The sequence below is a fragment of the Pseudomonas sp. UMAB-40 genome (genome assembly GCF_900095275.1).
GTDB lineage: Bacteria > Pseudomonadota > Gammaproteobacteria > Pseudomonadales > Pseudomonadaceae > Aquipseudomonas > Aquipseudomonas mandelii_B.
In genome coordinates this window covers 169,128-185,820 of record NZ_LT607561.1, presented here as the reverse complement: position 1 = coordinate 185,820, position 16,693 = coordinate 169,128, and the positions used below count along the sequence as shown (strand labels likewise).

The 16,693-nt window shown below is 60.2% G+C and carries 15 protein-coding genes; 9 read left to right on the top strand and 6 right to left on the bottom strand.

Annotation, left to right across the window (positions count from 1 at the left end):
• Window positions 1–344 precede the first annotated feature (344 nt).
• The 6 genes from K0F88_RS17080 to K0F88_RS17055 all read left to right on the top strand — a co-directional run bounded on the left by K0F88_RS17080 (window position 345) and on the right by K0F88_RS17055 (window position 6,868).
• Window positions 345–974, top strand: coding sequence for a DUF1120 domain-containing protein (locus K0F88_RS17080; protein ID WP_094468983.1), 630 nt, complete (start codon window positions 345–347; stop codon window positions 972–974).
• Between the two features lie 66 nt (window positions 975–1,040).
• Complete coding sequence (locus K0F88_RS17075) at window positions 1,041–1,661, top strand: DUF1120 domain-containing protein (RefSeq protein WP_094468984.1); 621 nt, start codon at window positions 1,041–1,043, stop codon at window positions 1,659–1,661.
• A gap of 51 nt (window positions 1,662–1,712) precedes the next feature.
• Entirely contained in the window at window positions 1,713–2,429 is a 717-nt protein-coding gene (locus K0F88_RS17070) for a fimbria/pilus chaperone family protein (RefSeq protein WP_219095808.1), read from the top strand.
• A gap of 117 nt (window positions 2,430–2,546) precedes the next feature.
• Window positions 2,547–5,012, top strand: a complete 2,466-nt coding sequence (locus K0F88_RS17065; protein ID WP_094468996.1) for a fimbria/pilus outer membrane usher protein — start codon at window positions 2,547–2,549, stop codon at window positions 5,010–5,012.
• A gap of 10 nt (window positions 5,013–5,022) precedes the next feature.
• The gene (locus tag K0F88_RS17060; protein WP_094468986.1) at window positions 5,023–6,165 is read left to right on the top strand and encodes a DUF1120 domain-containing protein; all 1,143 of its coding nucleotides are present in this window, start codon (window positions 5,023–5,025) and stop codon (window positions 6,163–6,165) included.
• 82 nt (window positions 6,166–6,247) lie between these two features.
• A complete protein-coding gene (locus K0F88_RS17055; protein ID WP_094468987.1) occupies window positions 6,248–6,868 on the top strand; it encodes a DUF1120 domain-containing protein in 621 nt (206 codons plus the stop codon).
• A gap of 102 nt (window positions 6,869–6,970) precedes the next feature.
• On the opposite strand, the gene K0F88_RS17050 is transcribed toward K0F88_RS17055, so the two are convergent.
• Complete coding sequence (locus K0F88_RS17050) at window positions 6,971–8,272, bottom strand: CynX/NimT family MFS transporter (protein WP_219095807.1); 1,302 nt, start codon at window positions 8,270–8,272, stop codon at window positions 6,971–6,973.
• Window positions 8,262–8,921, bottom strand: coding sequence for a FadR/GntR family transcriptional regulator (locus K0F88_RS17045; protein ID WP_094468989.1), 660 nt, complete (start codon window positions 8,919–8,921; stop codon window positions 8,262–8,264). Before K0F88_RS17045 ends, K0F88_RS17050 begins: the two co-directional genes overlap by 11 nt.
• A gap of 210 nt (window positions 8,922–9,131) precedes the next feature.
• Between K0F88_RS17045 and K0F88_RS17040 the strand changes: the two genes are divergently transcribed.
• A complete protein-coding gene (locus K0F88_RS17040) occupies window positions 9,132–9,590 on the top strand; it encodes a transposase (protein ID WP_219095806.1) in 459 nt (152 codons plus the stop codon).
• Window positions 9,591–9,744: 154 nt separating this feature from the next.
• Here the strand turns inward: K0F88_RS17040 and K0F88_RS17035 are convergent, their stop codons facing one another.
• From K0F88_RS17035 to K0F88_RS17020, 4 genes are all read right to left on the bottom strand, one after another.
• Window positions 9,745–10,509 (bottom strand): amino acid ABC transporter ATP-binding protein, encoded by a 765-nt coding sequence (locus tag K0F88_RS17035; protein ID WP_219095805.1) that lies wholly within the window; start codon window positions 10,507–10,509, stop codon window positions 9,745–9,747.
• Window positions 10,510–10,519: 10 nt separating this feature from the next.
• A complete protein-coding gene (locus tag K0F88_RS17030) occupies window positions 10,520–11,617 on the bottom strand; it encodes an amino acid ABC transporter permease (protein ID WP_219095804.1) in 1,098 nt (365 codons plus the stop codon).
• A 10-nt stretch (window positions 11,618–11,627) separates the two neighbouring features.
• Window positions 11,628–12,809 carry an amino acid ABC transporter permease gene (locus tag K0F88_RS17025; protein WP_219095803.1) on the bottom strand — a complete coding sequence of 394 codons (1,182 nt, stop codon included), beginning with the start codon at window positions 12,807–12,809 and terminating at the stop codon, window positions 11,628–11,630.
• Window positions 12,810–12,874: 65 nt separating this feature from the next.
• The gene (locus K0F88_RS17020) at window positions 12,875–13,906 is read right to left on the bottom strand and encodes an amino acid ABC transporter substrate-binding protein (RefSeq protein WP_219095802.1); all 1,032 of its coding nucleotides are present in this window, start codon (window positions 13,904–13,906) and stop codon (window positions 12,875–12,877) included.
• Window positions 13,907–14,374: 468 nt separating this feature from the next.
• Between K0F88_RS17020 and K0F88_RS17015 the strand changes: the two genes are divergently transcribed.
• Together K0F88_RS17015 and rhlB are read left to right on the top strand one after the other, a co-directional pair.
• Window positions 14,375–15,031 carry an alpha/beta hydrolase gene (locus K0F88_RS17015; RefSeq protein ID WP_219095801.1) on the top strand — a complete coding sequence of 219 codons (657 nt, stop codon included), beginning with the start codon at window positions 14,375–14,377 and terminating at the stop codon, window positions 15,029–15,031.
• An 85-nt stretch (window positions 15,032–15,116) separates the two neighbouring features.
• Window positions 15,117–16,604, top strand: coding sequence for an ATP-dependent RNA helicase RhlB (gene rhlB, locus K0F88_RS17010; RefSeq protein ID WP_219095800.1), 1,488 nt, complete (start codon window positions 15,117–15,119; stop codon window positions 16,602–16,604).
• The last annotated feature ends 89 nt before the right edge of the window (window positions 16,605–16,693 follow it).

Below are 16,693 nucleotides of genomic sequence, written 5' to 3'. Positions count from 1 at the left end.
ATCCTGTTTGGTGACCGGAATGCGCGAAAAATAGCGCTGTCCGGGTTCTACGACAACGCCCTTTCCCGTGCGTAAAACCACCTCACCCAATGTAATCGGGGGCCTGGTCTTTCTCCTATGCAACAAAAAGAACCGCCCTACATTTACAAGCTACATCGGCCGCACAGAAGGACTACAGACAACGCGACACAGGAGAGCGATTTGTAGTCCGCAACACGCTTTCATACACCGGCCCCTCCGTTTTCGTATTAGTTGCATTCCGCCTGGCTACTTCGACCGATAGATTGCGCCCTGTCCGTACAGGGCAAATTCCCAACAATCTTTCATCAAGGAAGAGCCAGCACATGAACAAACATTTATCCCTCCTGACCGCTGCTTTGCTGCTGACCGGAACCTCGTCCGCTTTTGCCACCTCCAGCACGGACCTGACCGTGAAAGGTCTGATTACTCCGAATGCATGCACACCCGTACTGGCCGGTGGCGGCATCGCCGATCACGGCAAGTTTTCCGCAAAAGACCTCCATCCCGACAAACACACTTACTTGCCAGAAATAATCATGCCAATGACAGTGAGCTGCGATGCGGCTACGTCGTTTGCCATAAACCCGATTGATAACCGTGCTGGCACAGGCACTGCGGCCAATTACTTTGGCCTGGGGCTGATCAATACCAACGAAAAGCTGGGCCACTTTCGCGTTATTCCGCGCAATGTGATGGCGGACGCCACCCACGCTCAAGCCATTCTCTCCACTGATGGCGGCGAGACCTGGCTCAAGGAAGGGTCGACAGCATTCTGGGGGGTCAACAACATCTGGAGTGTCGGTGCTCTGGGTGCCGACATTGCTCCCATCGCGATGAAGGATTTGAGCCTTGAGTTACGTGTGCGTACCGGTATCGCCCCCACCAACAGCCTGACCCTGACCGACGAAGTCACACTCGACGGCTCAGCAACCCTCCAGATCAAGTACCTGTAACCCTCCGTCATCAACGGGCAACGCCCGACACACAGCATTGCCCGCCCACTCAAAGGACGACCCATCATGGAACGATGCTCCTTCACTCTATTGGCCCCACTGTTGATCGCTTGCGCCCCCATGGCCTTCGCCTCCAGCAGCACAGACTTAAGCGTCACCGGCCTGATCACCCCGAGCGCCTGCACACCCAGCCTGTCCGGCGGCGGCATCGTCGACCACGGCAAAGTCACGCTGAAAGACCTGAGACCGGACCAGCCCACGGCTCTGGAGAACGGCACGCTGTATCTGGAGGTGAACTGCGATGCCGCCACGCCGTTTACCCTGACGACGATCGACAACCGCGAAGGCACTTCCGCCTTCCACCCCAACAGTCACGGGCTGGGCGTCGTCAACGACGACCAGAACCTGGGCAGTGTTGCGCTGGGCCTGTTCGATACGGTGGCCGATGGGGTTGCGGTGAAGACCATCATTTCCCTCAACGACGGTGCCTCCTGGCGAGTGTCCTCCTACCTGGGGCACGCCGGCCGGACCGCGTTCGCGGCGTTGAACGACCTCGGCACACCGATCGCCATCAAGGATTTGCGCGCACGGCTCACGGCGTTCACCACCATCGTTCGCGCGAACGACCTGACGCTGACCGACGAAATCCCCATCGATGGGCACGTCACCGTGCAACTGAACTACTGATCGACCGGTGTTCCCGGCTCCATTTTTTTCGAACATTCAACGAGACATGTCATGACGATGTTTTCCAGTGTCACCCGTCATCTGTTCCATTCGGGTATCGGCGCATTCGCCCTGCTGCTGACCGCACACGCCCAAGCCGACGGCATGGTGCCGAACACTTCGGTGGTCATCGTCAACGAGGCCGATGGCGAAGCGTCCGTGTCCGTGACCAACACCGATGCCAACCTGGCGTTGATGCACGTCACCCTCGAAGACATTGCCGAAGACCGTGAGTCCCTGGTGTTCGTGACGCCACCCCTGGCACGCGTCGAAGCGGGCAAAACTCAATTGGTGCGGTTCATTCTGCAAACGGAAAAGCCCCTGCTCACTCAGCGTTTGAAGCGGGTGATCTTCGAAGGCATCCCCCAAGGCAAATCGCCCGTCGAGGCAGGTCAGGCCCGTGTCGGCGTGACGGTGCGCCAGAACTTGCCGGTGATCCTGCACCCCAAAGGCCTGGCGCCCAATCGCACGCCGTGGACCGACCTGCAATGGTCGCTGAAGGACGGTCAACTGACCGTGCGCAACGACACGCCTTATGTGGTGCGCCTGGGCCAGGAAGTGCAATTGTTGCCGGCGGCGGGCAGCGCGATGCTGCCGAAAACCTACGTGCTACCCGGTGAGCACATCAGCATCAAGGTGCCCGAAGGCGCCGCCACGCAGGTGCGTTTTCAACCGGCCACGGTCTATGGCTTTGCAGTGCCACTTTACGAGGCGCCCATCCAGTCCTGAACCACCCTGACGGCGTCATCAAGGAACGATGAGCGCCCATGTTTCGAGGCGACGGCTACCTGGCCGTTGCCACAGGCGCGCCTGTAACCGCACGCCGCAATAACCCAAGTGATCCTGATGAACACAGTATCGAATTACCGTGATGGCGAAGCCGTGCCCGCTACTCGGGACGGCGCTCGCCCTCATCCATGGCGGCGAACCACATTGGCGGTGCTGCTGAGTAATGCGCTGATGATGCTAGACGCCCACGCTGAGGTGTCGATGCCAGCGTCGTTCGACAAAGACACGTTACTGCAGCGCGGCATCGATCCAGCGCTGGCGACGCTGCTGATGCAGGCGCCGCAGTTCACGTCCGGCCGTCACCCGGTCACGCTCACCGTCAACGGCCAGCGTCATGGCCGGGTCGATATCACGTTCGATCGCGAAGGTGCGCTGTGCTTCGATCCCGCGCTGCTCGATGCGGCGAACCTGAAGGTGCCCGCTCGTTTGCTGGACGATGGCCCATGCCACGATTTTCTTGGCAGCGCGCCGCAGACCGTCATCGAACCGGACCCCGCGAGCCTGGCCCTGTCGTTGATCGTACCGACTGACGCGATACGTCCCACGGCCCGGGATTTTTCTGGCTATCAAACCGGTGGTGTCGCCGGTTTGATCAACTACGACGTCACCGGTTTGCACAGCCGTTCCGGCGACAATACCAGCCGCTATGCCTCGGCCAACACCGAACTCGGCTTCAATGCCGGTGACTGGATCGTGCGCAGTCGTCAGGTGCAGACCTGGCAGGGCGACGTGCCCACAACGACTCATATCGCGGCCTACGCCCAGCGGACTTTCGCCAGCCAGGAAGCGGTGCTGCAGGCGGGTCAGATCAACCTCTACAACCCCGTGCTCGCCGGTGCGCAGATCACCGGCGTGCAAGTACTGAACGAGCAAGCGCTGCAGGTCGAAGGGCAAAGCGCAGTCATCGAAGGGATCGCCAACAGTCAGGCCCAGGTCGAAGTCCGCCAGAACGGTTCGCTGATTCATTCCACGGTGGTGCCGGCCGGGCCGTTCGCACTCACCAACGTGCGGCGGCTCAACACGCGTTCCGACGTGGAAGTCACGATCAAGGAGGACGATGGCAGCGAGCGCAGTTTTACCGTGCCGGCCGCGATGTTGGGGGTCAGTTTGCCTGCGCCCGGTTACTCGCTGGGCGCCGGTCAGGTGCGCAATGTCGGTGACGCGCAGGGTGGCGATCCCTGGGTCATCAGCGGCGGCTGGAGCGGTGCGCTCACCCCGCAAGTGTTGCTCAGCGCCGGCCTGACCGGCGCCGCCGACTATCGAGCGGCGGGCGCCGGCGTCGGCTTGTTGCCCTCGCCTGTCACCCAGGTGCAAGCCACGCTGACTGGCGCGGACGCCAGCAGTAGACATTCAAGTCAGGGGCTTCAAGTTGACCTGAGCGTCTCGCATCGGTTGAGCGAGCAGTGGGCGATCAATGCCGGTAGTTCTTACCGAACCCCGGGCTACCGGGAACTGGAAGAGGCGGTGTTCGCCAACACGTCCGACAACAGCCAGTCCCTTTACCGCGATCAGCAAAGCGCGGCCCTGTCATGGTCGCATCCATGGCTCGGCGCTTTCAGCAGCGGTTTCAGCCGCTCCAGTTCGTTCGACGGCCAAAGCAGCAGCCGCGCCCTCGCGTCCTGGGGCACCAACATCGCTGGCGTATCCGTCTCGGCGACCGCCGAATGGCAGCTCAGCGGTTCGAACGGCAACGATGACAGCGTCTACCTGAACCTCAGCATCCCGCTGGGCGAGAACCGCCGGGCACGCAGTTGGGTACGCCGTTCCGCTGGCGAATACCGCAGCGGCGTGGGCTTGAGTGAACGGGTCAACGATCAGCTGGGTTACCGGGTGGGCGTCGAACACGACACGCGCGACAAACAGGTGCAATCCACAGCCGGCGTTTCGCTGCTGCCGCGCTACACCCAGCTCGATCTCAATTACACCCGCGCCGACGCCGAGCGGTCCAGCTATCAGGCCAGCGCTCGCGGTGGCGCGGTGTTGCACGGCGGTGGCGTGACGCTGTCGCCGTACCCGGTGAGCGACACCTTTGCGTTGCTGTCGGTCGGTGACATGGGTTCGATCAAAGTGTCGACCCCCAGCGGCCCGGTGTGGACCGACTGGCAAGGTCAGGCGGTGATCCCGCAAGTGACGGCTTACGGCAAAAGCCCGGTGGAAGTCGACACCAAAACCCTGCCGCGCAACGCTGACATTCACAACGGGCTGGCGGTGATTTCGGCCGGTCGCGGCGCGGTCGACAACATTGAATTCGGCATCACGATGACCCGCCGCGCCTTGCTCAAGGCCACCACCGCCAACGGCGCGCCCCTGCCGCGCGGTGCCTCCGTGAACACCGCGGATGGTGAGTTCGTGACCCTGGTGCAGGACGGCGGCCTGGTGTTTTTGCCCAACGCTCTCGACCGCCGTGCGTTGTGGATCAGCGCGCCGGGGCTGGAGCGCTGCGAACTGCGCTTCGATCTGCCAACCGACGCCGACGCCAACGTGTACTACGAAACCGCCCCCGCCAAGTGCCGAGCCCTCTGAGGATGATTTCATGAACCTGTTGCGCTATCTGCTATTGACCCTCGCGCTCCTGGCACTAAGCGGGTTCACGCCGCTGGCTTCGGCGTCCACGGACGACTGCCAGTTCAACCTGAGCCAGCCGGTGCTCGATTACGGGCTGATGAACCGGGCGATACGGCCTGATGCCGCACCGGAGCGCAACCTCGGTGAACGCCAACTCAGCATGACCTTGAGCTGTGCGCAGCCCATCGACATGAGCCTGTTCTACCGGGCGATGGCCGCGACCGCCGAACGCTTTCACTTTGCCGAACGCGGCAGCTATCAGATGCGTATTCGTGATGCCGTGCTCGATGGCCAATCGGTCGATATCGGGTTAATTGCCGGGGTCGGTCAGCCGCCGGCAGAGACGGCTTCGAGCCTGATCTGGCGACCGAAGCACGGGGTCGTCCCGGTGCAGGCCGGCGTGCCGGTGCAGGGGCGCAGTTTCTCGGCGCAGCTTGAGCTGACGGCCTGGGTTCAAGAGCAAGGCATGCAGGTGCGTGACGCGGTGACCTGGGAAGCCTTCGGGGTGTTCGACGCCGTCGCCGCCGGACGCACCCGCGAGGCGACCTTGCGCGCCCGCTTCGCTCCGGCGGCCTGCGAGCCGGTGCTGTCCAACGGCGGTGTAGTCGACTTCGGCACCCTGTCGAAAAAAGACCTGCACGCAGACAAGGACACACGCCTGCCGCCCAAATCGTTGACGCTGATGGTCGGCTGCGACGCGCCGGCGTCCTTCGCCTTGATCATGCATGACAACCGCTCAGGCTCGGCGACGCTCGACAGCGAGATCGACTATGGCCTGGGCAAGGACAGCCGCGGCAACAGGATTGGCCGTTTTTCACTGCGCGTGGACCCGGCCGACGCCAATGCCGACGGCTTCGCCCGCCTCTATCGAACCGACTCCAGCACCGCCGGCACGGCCTGGAGCACAGGCAGCGCCAACCCGATCGCCATCGGCAAAAGCCGTTACCTGGCGTTCACCGACAACGCTGGCAGCGGCACCGGCCCGGTGCTCATCCAGAACCTCAGCACCACGGTGACCGTCGACGCTGTCATCACTCCCACCAACAGCCTGGATATGAGCAACGCCATCGACATCAATGGCGCTGGGACGATCGAGATTATTTACCTGTAACACCCAACCCGATCCTGCTGGATCCGGGACGCACTTGCGCGTCTCGGGGCAGTCAGGGCACAACCTGAGAAGTGAGTAAACAATGATCAAAATGTACTTTGCAGCACTCTCCGCCACCGCACTGATTGGCGTTGCGCCTTATGCAGTGGCGGCTTCGAGCATTGACCTGACTGTCACAGGTCTCATCACGCCGAGAGCTTGCACTCCTTCGTTGTCCGATGGAGGAATGGTCGACGTCGGCCAGGTGCAGGCAAAAGACCTCAACCTGACAAGTGACACGATAGTAGGCAGTCATCCGATACAGCTGACAGTCGCGTGTGACGCGTCAACGCCATTTGCACTTAACGGTATTGATAACAAAGCCGGAACATCATCGTCCAACCTGTATTTCGGATTGGGCCTGACCAGCAATAACGAAAAAATAGGTTATTTCACGCCATCGATCCAAAGCGCGCTTGCGGACGGACAACCTGTGCACTCGATCAGATCAACTGATAACGGTGCGAGTTGGACACGCATCTATCAGATCCTGAAGGATAACCTCACATCGATAAGCGCTGTCGGCACTCTCACTCCAATCTCCGTGAAAGACCTCACGATGGAACTGACGATCTACACCTTCATTGCCCGCGCCGATAGCCTCACCTTAACCGACGATGTCACCATCGACGGTTCAGCCACATTTGAAATGAAGTACCTGTAAGCCGTGCACCTTGCCCGAGGTCTCGCTTCGGGCAAGGACGATGCCGCCCACCATAAACAGCGCAACGACGGTTCAGCGACACTGGAGGTTGTTGACCTGTCGTCAGACCTTTTCGCTGACCACCTGAACGAGCAACGAACGCCCGGCGCCGAGGCCGGCAACGATGGCGCCAAGACCGATCACGCCGAAGATCCAGCCCAGCGCGGTCCATCCGCCGGTCCAGTCGTGCACGATACCGACCGCGAACGGCCCCATGGACGCCAGGGTGTAACCGAAGCCCTGGGCCATGCTCGACAGGTTGGCGGCCACGTGGGAATCGCGCGAGCGCAGCACGATCAGGGTCAACGCGAGACTGAATGCACCACCCTGCCCCAGGCCGAGCAGAATCGCCCAGCCCCACAGGCCTTTGATCGGTGCATAGAGACAGCCGAACAGTCCGCCGAGGGTCAGCAGCATGACCACCACAATCGCCAGTCGCTGATCCTTGCCGCGCGTCGCCAGCCAGGGCGCCGCCAGAGAACTGGCCAACTGGACGATCACCGAACCCGACAGCACCAGACCGGCCTGGGTCGGGGTCAGGCCGCGACCAATCAGGATTGATGGCAACCAGCCAAAGACGATGTACGCCAGGGATGATTGCAGGCCCATGTACAACGTGACTTGCCAGGCCAGCGGATCACGTAACAGGCCGCGAACCCGATACGCGACGTTGTGTGCGCCGTGTTTCTGCCCGACTTGCGGCAACCAGAAAACCGCCGCGACCAGCGCGGGCACGACCCAGAAACCAAGGCCCAGGGCCCAGCTCTTGTCGAAATGCTCGCTCAACGGCACCGTCGCGCCGGCCGCCATTGCCGCACCCAGACACAGGGCCATGGTGTACACGCCCGTCATGGTCCCGGCCTGTTTCGGGAAATCGCGCTTGACGATGCCCGGCAACAAAACACCGATCACACCGATGCTCGCACCGGCCATCACACTGCCGGCAAACAGGCCGATTTCACCGAACGAACTGCGCAGGATGATCCCGCCGGCCAGCATCAGCAGAATGCCCAGCACCACGCGCTCGGCGCCAAAACGTCGCGCCAGCAAGGGCGCCAGTGGAGCAAACAAGCCGAGACAGAGGACCGGCAACGTCGTCAGCAACCCGGCCTGAGCCGCCGACAAGCCGAGCGTCTTCGAGACTTCGCTGAGCATCGGCGCCATGCTCGATAACGCCGGGCGCAGGTTCAGCGCGACCAGAATCAAACCCAGCAGCAACAGCCACGGACGACGCAGGATTGGAGGACGCTGCTGGACCTCTTCGTCATCGGCCTCGGCGTCGATCAGCAGCTCTTCGAGTTCTGCCGTGCGCTTGGGTTGAGTAGTGGTGTGGCTAGACATGGCATTCTCGGTTTCAAGGTTCATTGATCAACTGCCTCGACAGGGCTTTGGCCCGTTCCGGGTCGCGTTGCTCGACGGCATCAAGCAGTTCGATATGCAGGTCGAACACCTCTTGGCGTCGGGGAGTGATGTTCAAGGTCTGGCGCAAATGCGCGCCGACGATGCTGGAGAAATAGCGATACAGCTCGCTGAGGGTCGGGTTATGCGCAGCGTCCACCAGACGGCGGTGGAACACCAGATCACAGGCAATGTAGCTGTCGAGATCGCCGTGGTAGTGGCTGCCGCTGACGCCCAGCGCTTCGCGCAAGGCCACCAGGTCCTCATCAGTTCTGCGTAAGGCCGCGAGGCCGATGGCTTCGACTTCAAGGATGTGCCGGGTCTCGCGGGCCTGTTCGTGGGAGCAGCGGGACAGGGCCTTCATGGTATCCAGCGGATCGATCACCGCCCGCAAATAGCTACCGTCGCCCTGACGGATTTCGATCAAACCGGAAAACGCCAATACACGCATGGCTTCACGCACGGTGTTGCGGCTGATGCCCAACTCGGCGGACAGCTCTGGCTCGGTAGGCAAACGCTGGCCGACCTGCCAGGCGCCGCTGTTGATGCGTTGGCGCAGTTGATCCAGGGCCTGATCGACCAGGGATCGTTTAACGAGTGGAGAAATGTCTGACATAGGATTCGCCCTTTCATCCAATCATAGGATGAATTTTCTGACATGTTAGTCAGCTTAGCCGGACAAGGCAACGGATCCACCGCAAATCTGTAGGAGCCGGCTTGCTGGCGATGGCGATCGTGCCGACACATTCAGAACTGAACGTTGGCAACGCCTCTCACTATTGCGCACTAGCCTTCTGTTTCTCTCAAAACAAAGGAGGGCAATGGAATGCCAGATCTTCCCCATGCCAATCGATTGCGCGCCGGCCGCTATTCCCAAACCGGCCAAATCTATCTGCTGACGGCTGTCACCAGGAATCGCACCCCGTTTTTTACTGACTGGCGGGCAGGACGTCTGGTGGTAAACCACTTTCGTCAGGCACATACAGAAGAATGGGTTGATTCCCTCGCGTGGGTGGTGATGCCCGACCATTTGCATTGGCTGGTAGAACTGAAGAACAACTCGTTGTCGGCGTTGGTGCTGGCAACCAAATCGCGCAGCGCGCGGGCGGTAAACACGCGGCTGGAGCGCAGAGGGATGGTATGGCAGCGAGGTTTCCACGACCGTACGATTCGCCGTGAAGAGGATCTGCAAGCGGTTGCCAGATACATCGTTGCCAATCCATTGCGTGCGGGGCTTGTCACACGCGTGCACGATTACCCACTGTGGGATGCCAAATGGCTATAGCCGGAGTACTCGGTGGCGGCTGTTATGCCGCCATCGTCGGAACGCCGCCCGCAGCAAGCCGGCTCCTGCAGGGTTAGCGGGCATCAGGTGGAGCGTTTGATTGGGCAAAAAAAACCCGGACACGGTCCGGGTTTATTTCACTGCCTGGCGTCGATCAATGCAGAATCTGGCTCAAGAACATCTTCGTCCGCTCATTCTGCGGGTTATCGAAGAAGTCGTTCGGCGCAGCCTGCTCGACGATTTCGCCCTTGTCCATGAAGATCACGCGGTTGGCCACGGTGCGCGCAAAGCCCATTTCGTGGGTCACGCAGAGCATGGTCATGCCGTCTTCGGCCAGGCCGATCATTGTGTCCAGAACCTCTTTCACCATTTCCGGGTCGAGTGCCGAAGTCGGTTCGTCGAACAGCATGATTTTCGGTTTCATGCACAAGGCACGGGCAATCGCCACGCGCTGTTGCTGACCACCAGACAGTTGCCCCGGGAATTTATGCGCCTGCTCCGGAATGCGGACGCGCTCCAGGTAATGCATGGCGATTTCTTCGGCCTGGCGCTTGGGCATCTTGCGCACCCACATCGGCGCCAGCGTGCAGTTCTGCAGGATGGTCAGGTGCGGGAACAGGTTGAAGTGCTGAAACACCATGCCGACTTCACGGCGGACCGTTTCGATCTGCTTCAGATCGTTGGTCAATTCCACGCCATCGACCACGATGCGGCCCTGCTGGTGTTCTTCCAGACGGTTGAGGCAGCGGATGGTGGTCGACTTACCGGAACCCGACGGGCCGCACAGGACGATTCGCTCGCCCTGCTTGACGTTCAGGTTGATGTCTTTCAGCACGTGGAACTGGCCGTACCACTTGTTCACGCCCTGCATCTGAATAATGCCTTCAGGGCTCACAGGCTTTTTGATTGCTTCGCTCATTACAGAACTCCTAACGCTTGTGGCCAGTGTCGAGCTTGCGTTCCAGATGCATGGAATAGCGCGACATACCGAAACAGAAAATCCAGAACACCAGGGCCGCGAACACATAGCCTTCGGTGGCCATGCCCAACCATTTCGGGTCGGCGGCGGCTTGTTTGACGCTGTTGAGCAGGTCGAACAGGCCGATGATGATCACCAGGCTCGTGTCCTTGAACAGCGCAATGAAGGTGTTGACGATGCCGGGGATCACCAGCTTCAGGGCTTGCGGCAGAATCACCAGGCCCATGCTGCGCCAGTAACCGAGGCCCATCGCTGCAGCCGCTTCATACTGACCTTTAGGAATCGCTTGCAGACCGCCACGCACCACTTCGGCGACGTAGGCCGACTGGAACAGGATCACGCCAATCAGCGCCCGCAGCAGTTTGTCGAAGTTCATGCCTTCAGGCAGGAACAACGGCAGCATCACCGACGACATGAACAGCACCGTGATCAACGGCACGCCACGCCAGAATTCGATGAAGGTCACGCAGACCACTCGAATCGCCGGCATGTTCGAACGACGGCCCAGCGCCAGGACAATACCCAGCGGCAACGCACCGGCAATACCGACGGTGGCGATCACCAGGGTCAGCATCAAGCCGCCCCATTGACTGGTCGCCACGGTGGTCAGGCCGAAGAGGCCACCATGCAGCAGGAAGTAGGCAATGATCGGGTACAGCACCAGAAAGCTCAGGCCATACACCGCTTTACGGTGAAAGCGCGAGATGAACAACGGTGCGACACCGATGACCGCCAGCCACACGGTCAGGTCTACGCGCCAGCGCATTTCCGGCGGGTAGTAGCCGTACATGAACTGGCCGAAGCGCTGCTGGATGAACACCCAGCAGGCGCCCTCCTTGGTGCAGTCGGCGCGCGTGGTGCCGACCCAGTTGGCGTCCAGGATCGCCCAATGCAGGATCGGCGGCACCACCAGGTAAATCAGGTAGAACGCGAACAGGGTCAGCGCGGTGTTCAGCCAGCTGGAGAACATGTTCGCGCGCATCCACGCCACCGGCCCGAAGACTTTGCTCGGTGGTGGCATGTCGGGTTTGAAAGTATGAGTACTCATGCGCTTTTCCTTACCGCTCGATCAGCGCAATGCGCTTGTTGTACCAGTTCATCAGCAGGGAGATGCTGATACTGATCGCCAGGTACACGCTCATGGTGATGGCAATCACCTCGATCGCCTGCCCGGTCTGGTTCAGCACCGTACCGGCAAACAACGACACCATTTCCGGATAACCGATACCGGCCGCCAGCGAGGAGTTCTTCGCCAGGTTCAGGTATTGGCTGGTCAGCGGTGGAATGATCACGCGCAGGGCTTGCGGGATGATCACCTTGCGCAGGGTCGGACCGTTGCGCAGGCCCAACGAGTGCGCCGCTTCGGTCTGGCCATGGCTGACCGACTTGATACCCGAACGCACGATCTCGGCGATAAACGCCGCGGTGTACACGGTCAGGGCCAGGGTCAGCGCCAGCAGTTCCGGGATCAGCACCCAGCCACCGACGAAGTTGAAGCCTTGCAACTTGGGCATTTCCCAGTGCACCGGCGCGCCGAAGATCAGTGCACACAGCGCCGGGATCACCAGGAACAGCGCCAGGCCGACCCAGAATTTATGGAACGGTACGCCAGTGGCTTCGAAACGCTTATTGGCCCAGCGGCACATCATCACGATGGCGACAATGGCCACGACGACGCTCGCCACGAACGGCCAGAAACCGTCCGCCACCAACGCGGCCGGCATGTTCAGGCCGCGGCTGCTGACGAAGAAGGTGTCACCGAAGTTATGACTGTTGCGTGGCCCCGGCATGGTCAGGAACACCGCGAAGTACCAGAACAGGATTTGCAGCAGCGGCGGAATGTTGCGGAAGACTTCCACATAAACAGTCGCCAGCTTGGCAATGATCCAGTTCTTCGACAGCCGTGAAACGCCGACGATGAAACCAAGGAGGGTCGCCAGGATGACACCGATAACGGTCACCAGCAGCGTGTTGAGCAGGCCAATGACAAACACCCGGGCATAGCTGTCCGATTCGGTGTAGTCGATCAGAGTTTGAGCGATGCCGAAACCGGCACTGCGCTCCAGAAAGCTGAAGCCGGAGGTAATGCCCCGGTGTTGCAAGTTGGTCTGGGTGTTATCGAACAGATACCAGCCCATGGAGACCACCGCCACAATGGTGATGATCTGAAATAGCCACGCACGCACTTTAGGATCGCTGAGGCTGAGCCTCTGCTTTGGTGCGCCGATTGAATTTTGCATGAAGTGCCCCGGATGTAATGGAACAGAACATCACCCGGTGGTTGGCCCACCGGGTGATTGAACCATCAGCGCACTGGTGGTGCGTATTGAATGCCGCCAGCGTTCCACAAGGCGTTCAGCCCGCGGTCGATTTCCAGCGGAGTGCCTTTGCCGAGGTTTTTCTCGAACACTTCGCCATAGTTACCAACCTGCTTGACGATCTGGACGACCCAGTCCTTCTTCACTTTCAGGTCTTTGCCGTATTCACCGTCAGTACCCAGCAGACGTGCGACGTCCGGGTTCTTGGTGGACTTGGCTTCGGCTTCGACGTTCTTCGACGAGACGCCTGCCTCTTCAGCGTTGAGCATGGCGTAGCCTACCCAACGAACAATGGCCAGCCACTCGTCGTCGCCGTTACGCACGACCGGGCCCAGTGGTTCTTTGGAAATGGTTTCCGGCAGAACCACGTAGTCTTTTGGCGAAGCCAGCTTGCTGCGCTGAGCGAACAGTTGGGACTTGTCGGAGGTCAGCACGTCGCAACGACCGGATTCCAGCGACTTGGCGCTTTCATCGGAGGTGTCGAAGGTGATTGGGGTGTATTTCAGACCGTTGCCGCGGAAGTAGTCGGAAACGTTCAGCTCGGTGGTGGTACCGGCCTGGATGCAGATGGTCGCACCGTCGAGCTCTTTGGCACTCTTGACGCCCAGCTTGTTGTTTACCAGGAAGCCAATACCGTCGTAGTAGGTGATGAAGCCTGGAAACTTCAGGCCCATGCCCGCGTCACGGGAGCTGGTCATGGTGGTGTTGCGCGACAGAATGTCAATTTCGCCCGACTGCAGCGCGGTGAAGCGCTCTTTGGCGTTCAGCTGGCTGAATTTGACTTTGGTCGCGTCGCCGAATACGGCAGCCGCCACAGCGCGGCAGTAATCAGCATCGATACCCACGATCTTGCCGGTGGAATCCGGAACCGAGAAGCCCGGCAGACCGTCGCTGACGCCGCACTGTACGAAACCTTTCTTCTGCACTGCATCCAGGGTTGCACCCGCCTGAGCGAACCCGCTGACACCGAGCACTGCAGCTGCAGTCACGATGGCCAGGGTGGATTTCAACATCTTCATTCAAACCTCCAGTTTTGCTCTTGTTGTGTCGGAGCGTGAGTCCAGTCGCACCCTTATGAGGCGTAGTCGACCCGTGTTGGCTTTTTTTGGGGTCAACCGACGTAAAGACCTTAGCTATGAGTCTAGTAAGAGAAAATCCACATCATGGACAACTCACTTCTCACCAATCGGCCGAACGGGCTGTAGCCCTTTCACGTTCGCGAAGCCCGTAGCGGCCACTGGCGAACATCCATCACCGGATTCTTTGCTATCCCGCTGCCAGCAGTACACTGATAGTGTTACCGCAAGGCGCGAGATGGGTTGCACCGCTTTCACATAGCAAAGCCCGTACCAGACCGCTTGCCGATGCGGTTAAGGGACAGGTCAATAGCAAAACTTGTAGCCTTGCGACATCTTCTTAACGGATCAACCTGACGCGCACTCTAGTCACGCACTTAATGAGAGCGCACGCACAAAATTGGAGCAGCCATGACCGAGCCCCTGATTCTTCAACCCGTAAAGCCCGCAGACGCCTGCGTTATATGGCTGCACGGCCTGGGCGCCGACCGCTACGACTTCCTGCCGGTGGCCGAGGCGTTGCAGGAAACCCTGCTGACTACGCGCTTCGTTCTCCCCCAGGCACCGACCTGCGCCGTGACCATCAATGGTGGCTACGAGATGCCTAGCTGGTACGACATATTGGCCATGAGCCCGGCGCGCGCGATCAACCGTGAGCAGCTGGAAGAGTCGGCGCAGCGAGTGGTTAATTTGATCGAAGTGCAGCGAGCTATCGGAATAGACGCCTCGCGCATCTTTCTGGCAGGTTTTTCCCAGGGCGGCGCCGTGGTGTTACACACCGCTTTCCTGAAGTGGCAGGGGCCGCTGGGTGGCGTACTTGCCCTCTCGACGTACGCACCGACCTTCAGCGATCAAATGGAGCTTTCGGCCAGCCAGCAACGCATTCCCGTACTGTCTTTGCATGGCCAGTACGATGACGTCGTTCAAAACGCCATGGGCCGCACCGCTCACGAGTATTTAAAGCAGCGTGGTGTCACCGTGACATGGCAGGAATACCCAATGGGGCACGAAGTGTTACCCGAAGAAATTCGCGACATCGGCGTGTGGCTGGCCGAGCGTTTACGCTAAAAGCTACCCATTGATCCATCCCACTACGCCGCGCCCGATTCTTGCATTACACTGGCCGGCGTATATTCCTTAACCAATTGATGAGATGACCGTGCTCAAAGCACTCAAAAAAATGTTCGGTAAAAGCGAGACTGAGCAGCTCGCGCCAGTTCCCAGCGCTCCGTCTCATATCCCCAGCCACCGCACCGACGGTGATCAGCCTGGCCGGACCGCAACCGTAGCGGCACCGAAACACGAGCCTGTGACCACACCGGCCGCCCCACCTGTCGAGATTGTCGCCGCCGAGCCACCGCGCAGCGAAACGCCGAAACCGGCAAAGCCGCGTCGCGAACCGAAACCGAAAGCGCCAGTCATTCCCTGGAAACTCGAAGACTTCGCCGTTGAACCCCAGGAAGGCAAAACCCGTTTCCACGACTTCAAACTCGCCCCGGAACTGATGCACGCCATCCAGGACCTGGGCTTCCCGTATTGCACGCCAATCCAGGCGCAAGTGCTGGGCTTCACCCTCGCGGGCAAAGACGCCATCGGCCGCGCCCAGACCGGCACCGGCAAAACCGCTGCCTTCCTGATTTCGATCATCACGCAACTGCTGGAAACCCCGCCACCCAAGGAACGCTACATGGGTGAACCGCGGGCGCTGATCATCGCGCCTACCCGCGAACTGGTGGTGCAGATCGCCAAGGACGCCGCCGACCTGACCAAGTACACCGGCCTCAACGTCATGACGTTTGTCGGCGGCATGGACTTCGACAAGCAGCTCAAGCACCTCGAAGCCCGTCATTGCGACATCCTCGTGGCCACCCCGGGCCGCCTGCTCGACTTCAACCAGCGCGGCGACGTGCATCTGGACATGGTCGAAGTCATGGTGCTGGACGAAGCCGACCGCATGCTCGACATGGGTTTCATCCCGCAAGTGCGCCAGATCATTCGCCAGACGCCGCCGAAGAACGAACGTCAGACGCTGCTGTTCTCAGCGACCTTCACCGAAGACGTGATGAACCTCGCCAAGCAATGGACCACCGACCCGTCGATCGTCGAGATCGAATCGCAGAACGTGGCCAGCGAAAACGTCGAGCAACACATCTACGCCGTTGCCGGTGCCGACAAATACAAACTGCTCTACAACCTGGTCAACGACAACGGTTGGGAGCGGGTGATGGTGTTTGCCAACCGCAAGGATGAAGTGCGGCGCATCGAAGAGCGCCTGGTGCGTGACGGAGTGAACGCCGCGCAACTGTCCGGCGACGTGCCGCAGCACAAGCGCATCAAGACCCTGGAAGGTTTCCGCGAAGGCAAGATCCGCGTGTTGGTCGCCACCGACGTGGCCGGTCGTGGTATCCACATCGACGGCATCAGCCACGTGATCAACTTCACTCTCCCGGAAGTTCCGGACGATTACGTGCACCGTATCGGTCGTACCGGTCGCGCAGGCGCTGATGGCGTGTCCATCAGTTTTGCCGGTGAAGATGACTCCTACCAGCTACCGTCCATCGAGGCGTTGCTGGGTCGGAAAATCAGCTGTGAAACGCCGCCGACGCATCTACTGCGGGCAGTTGAGCGCAAGCGTCCGTAACTCGGGCCCTTGCTGAAAAAGGCGCAGCCGGAAACGGACTGCGCTTTTTTTTCGCCCCGATATTGCCCAATACAACTAAAAGTCCATAA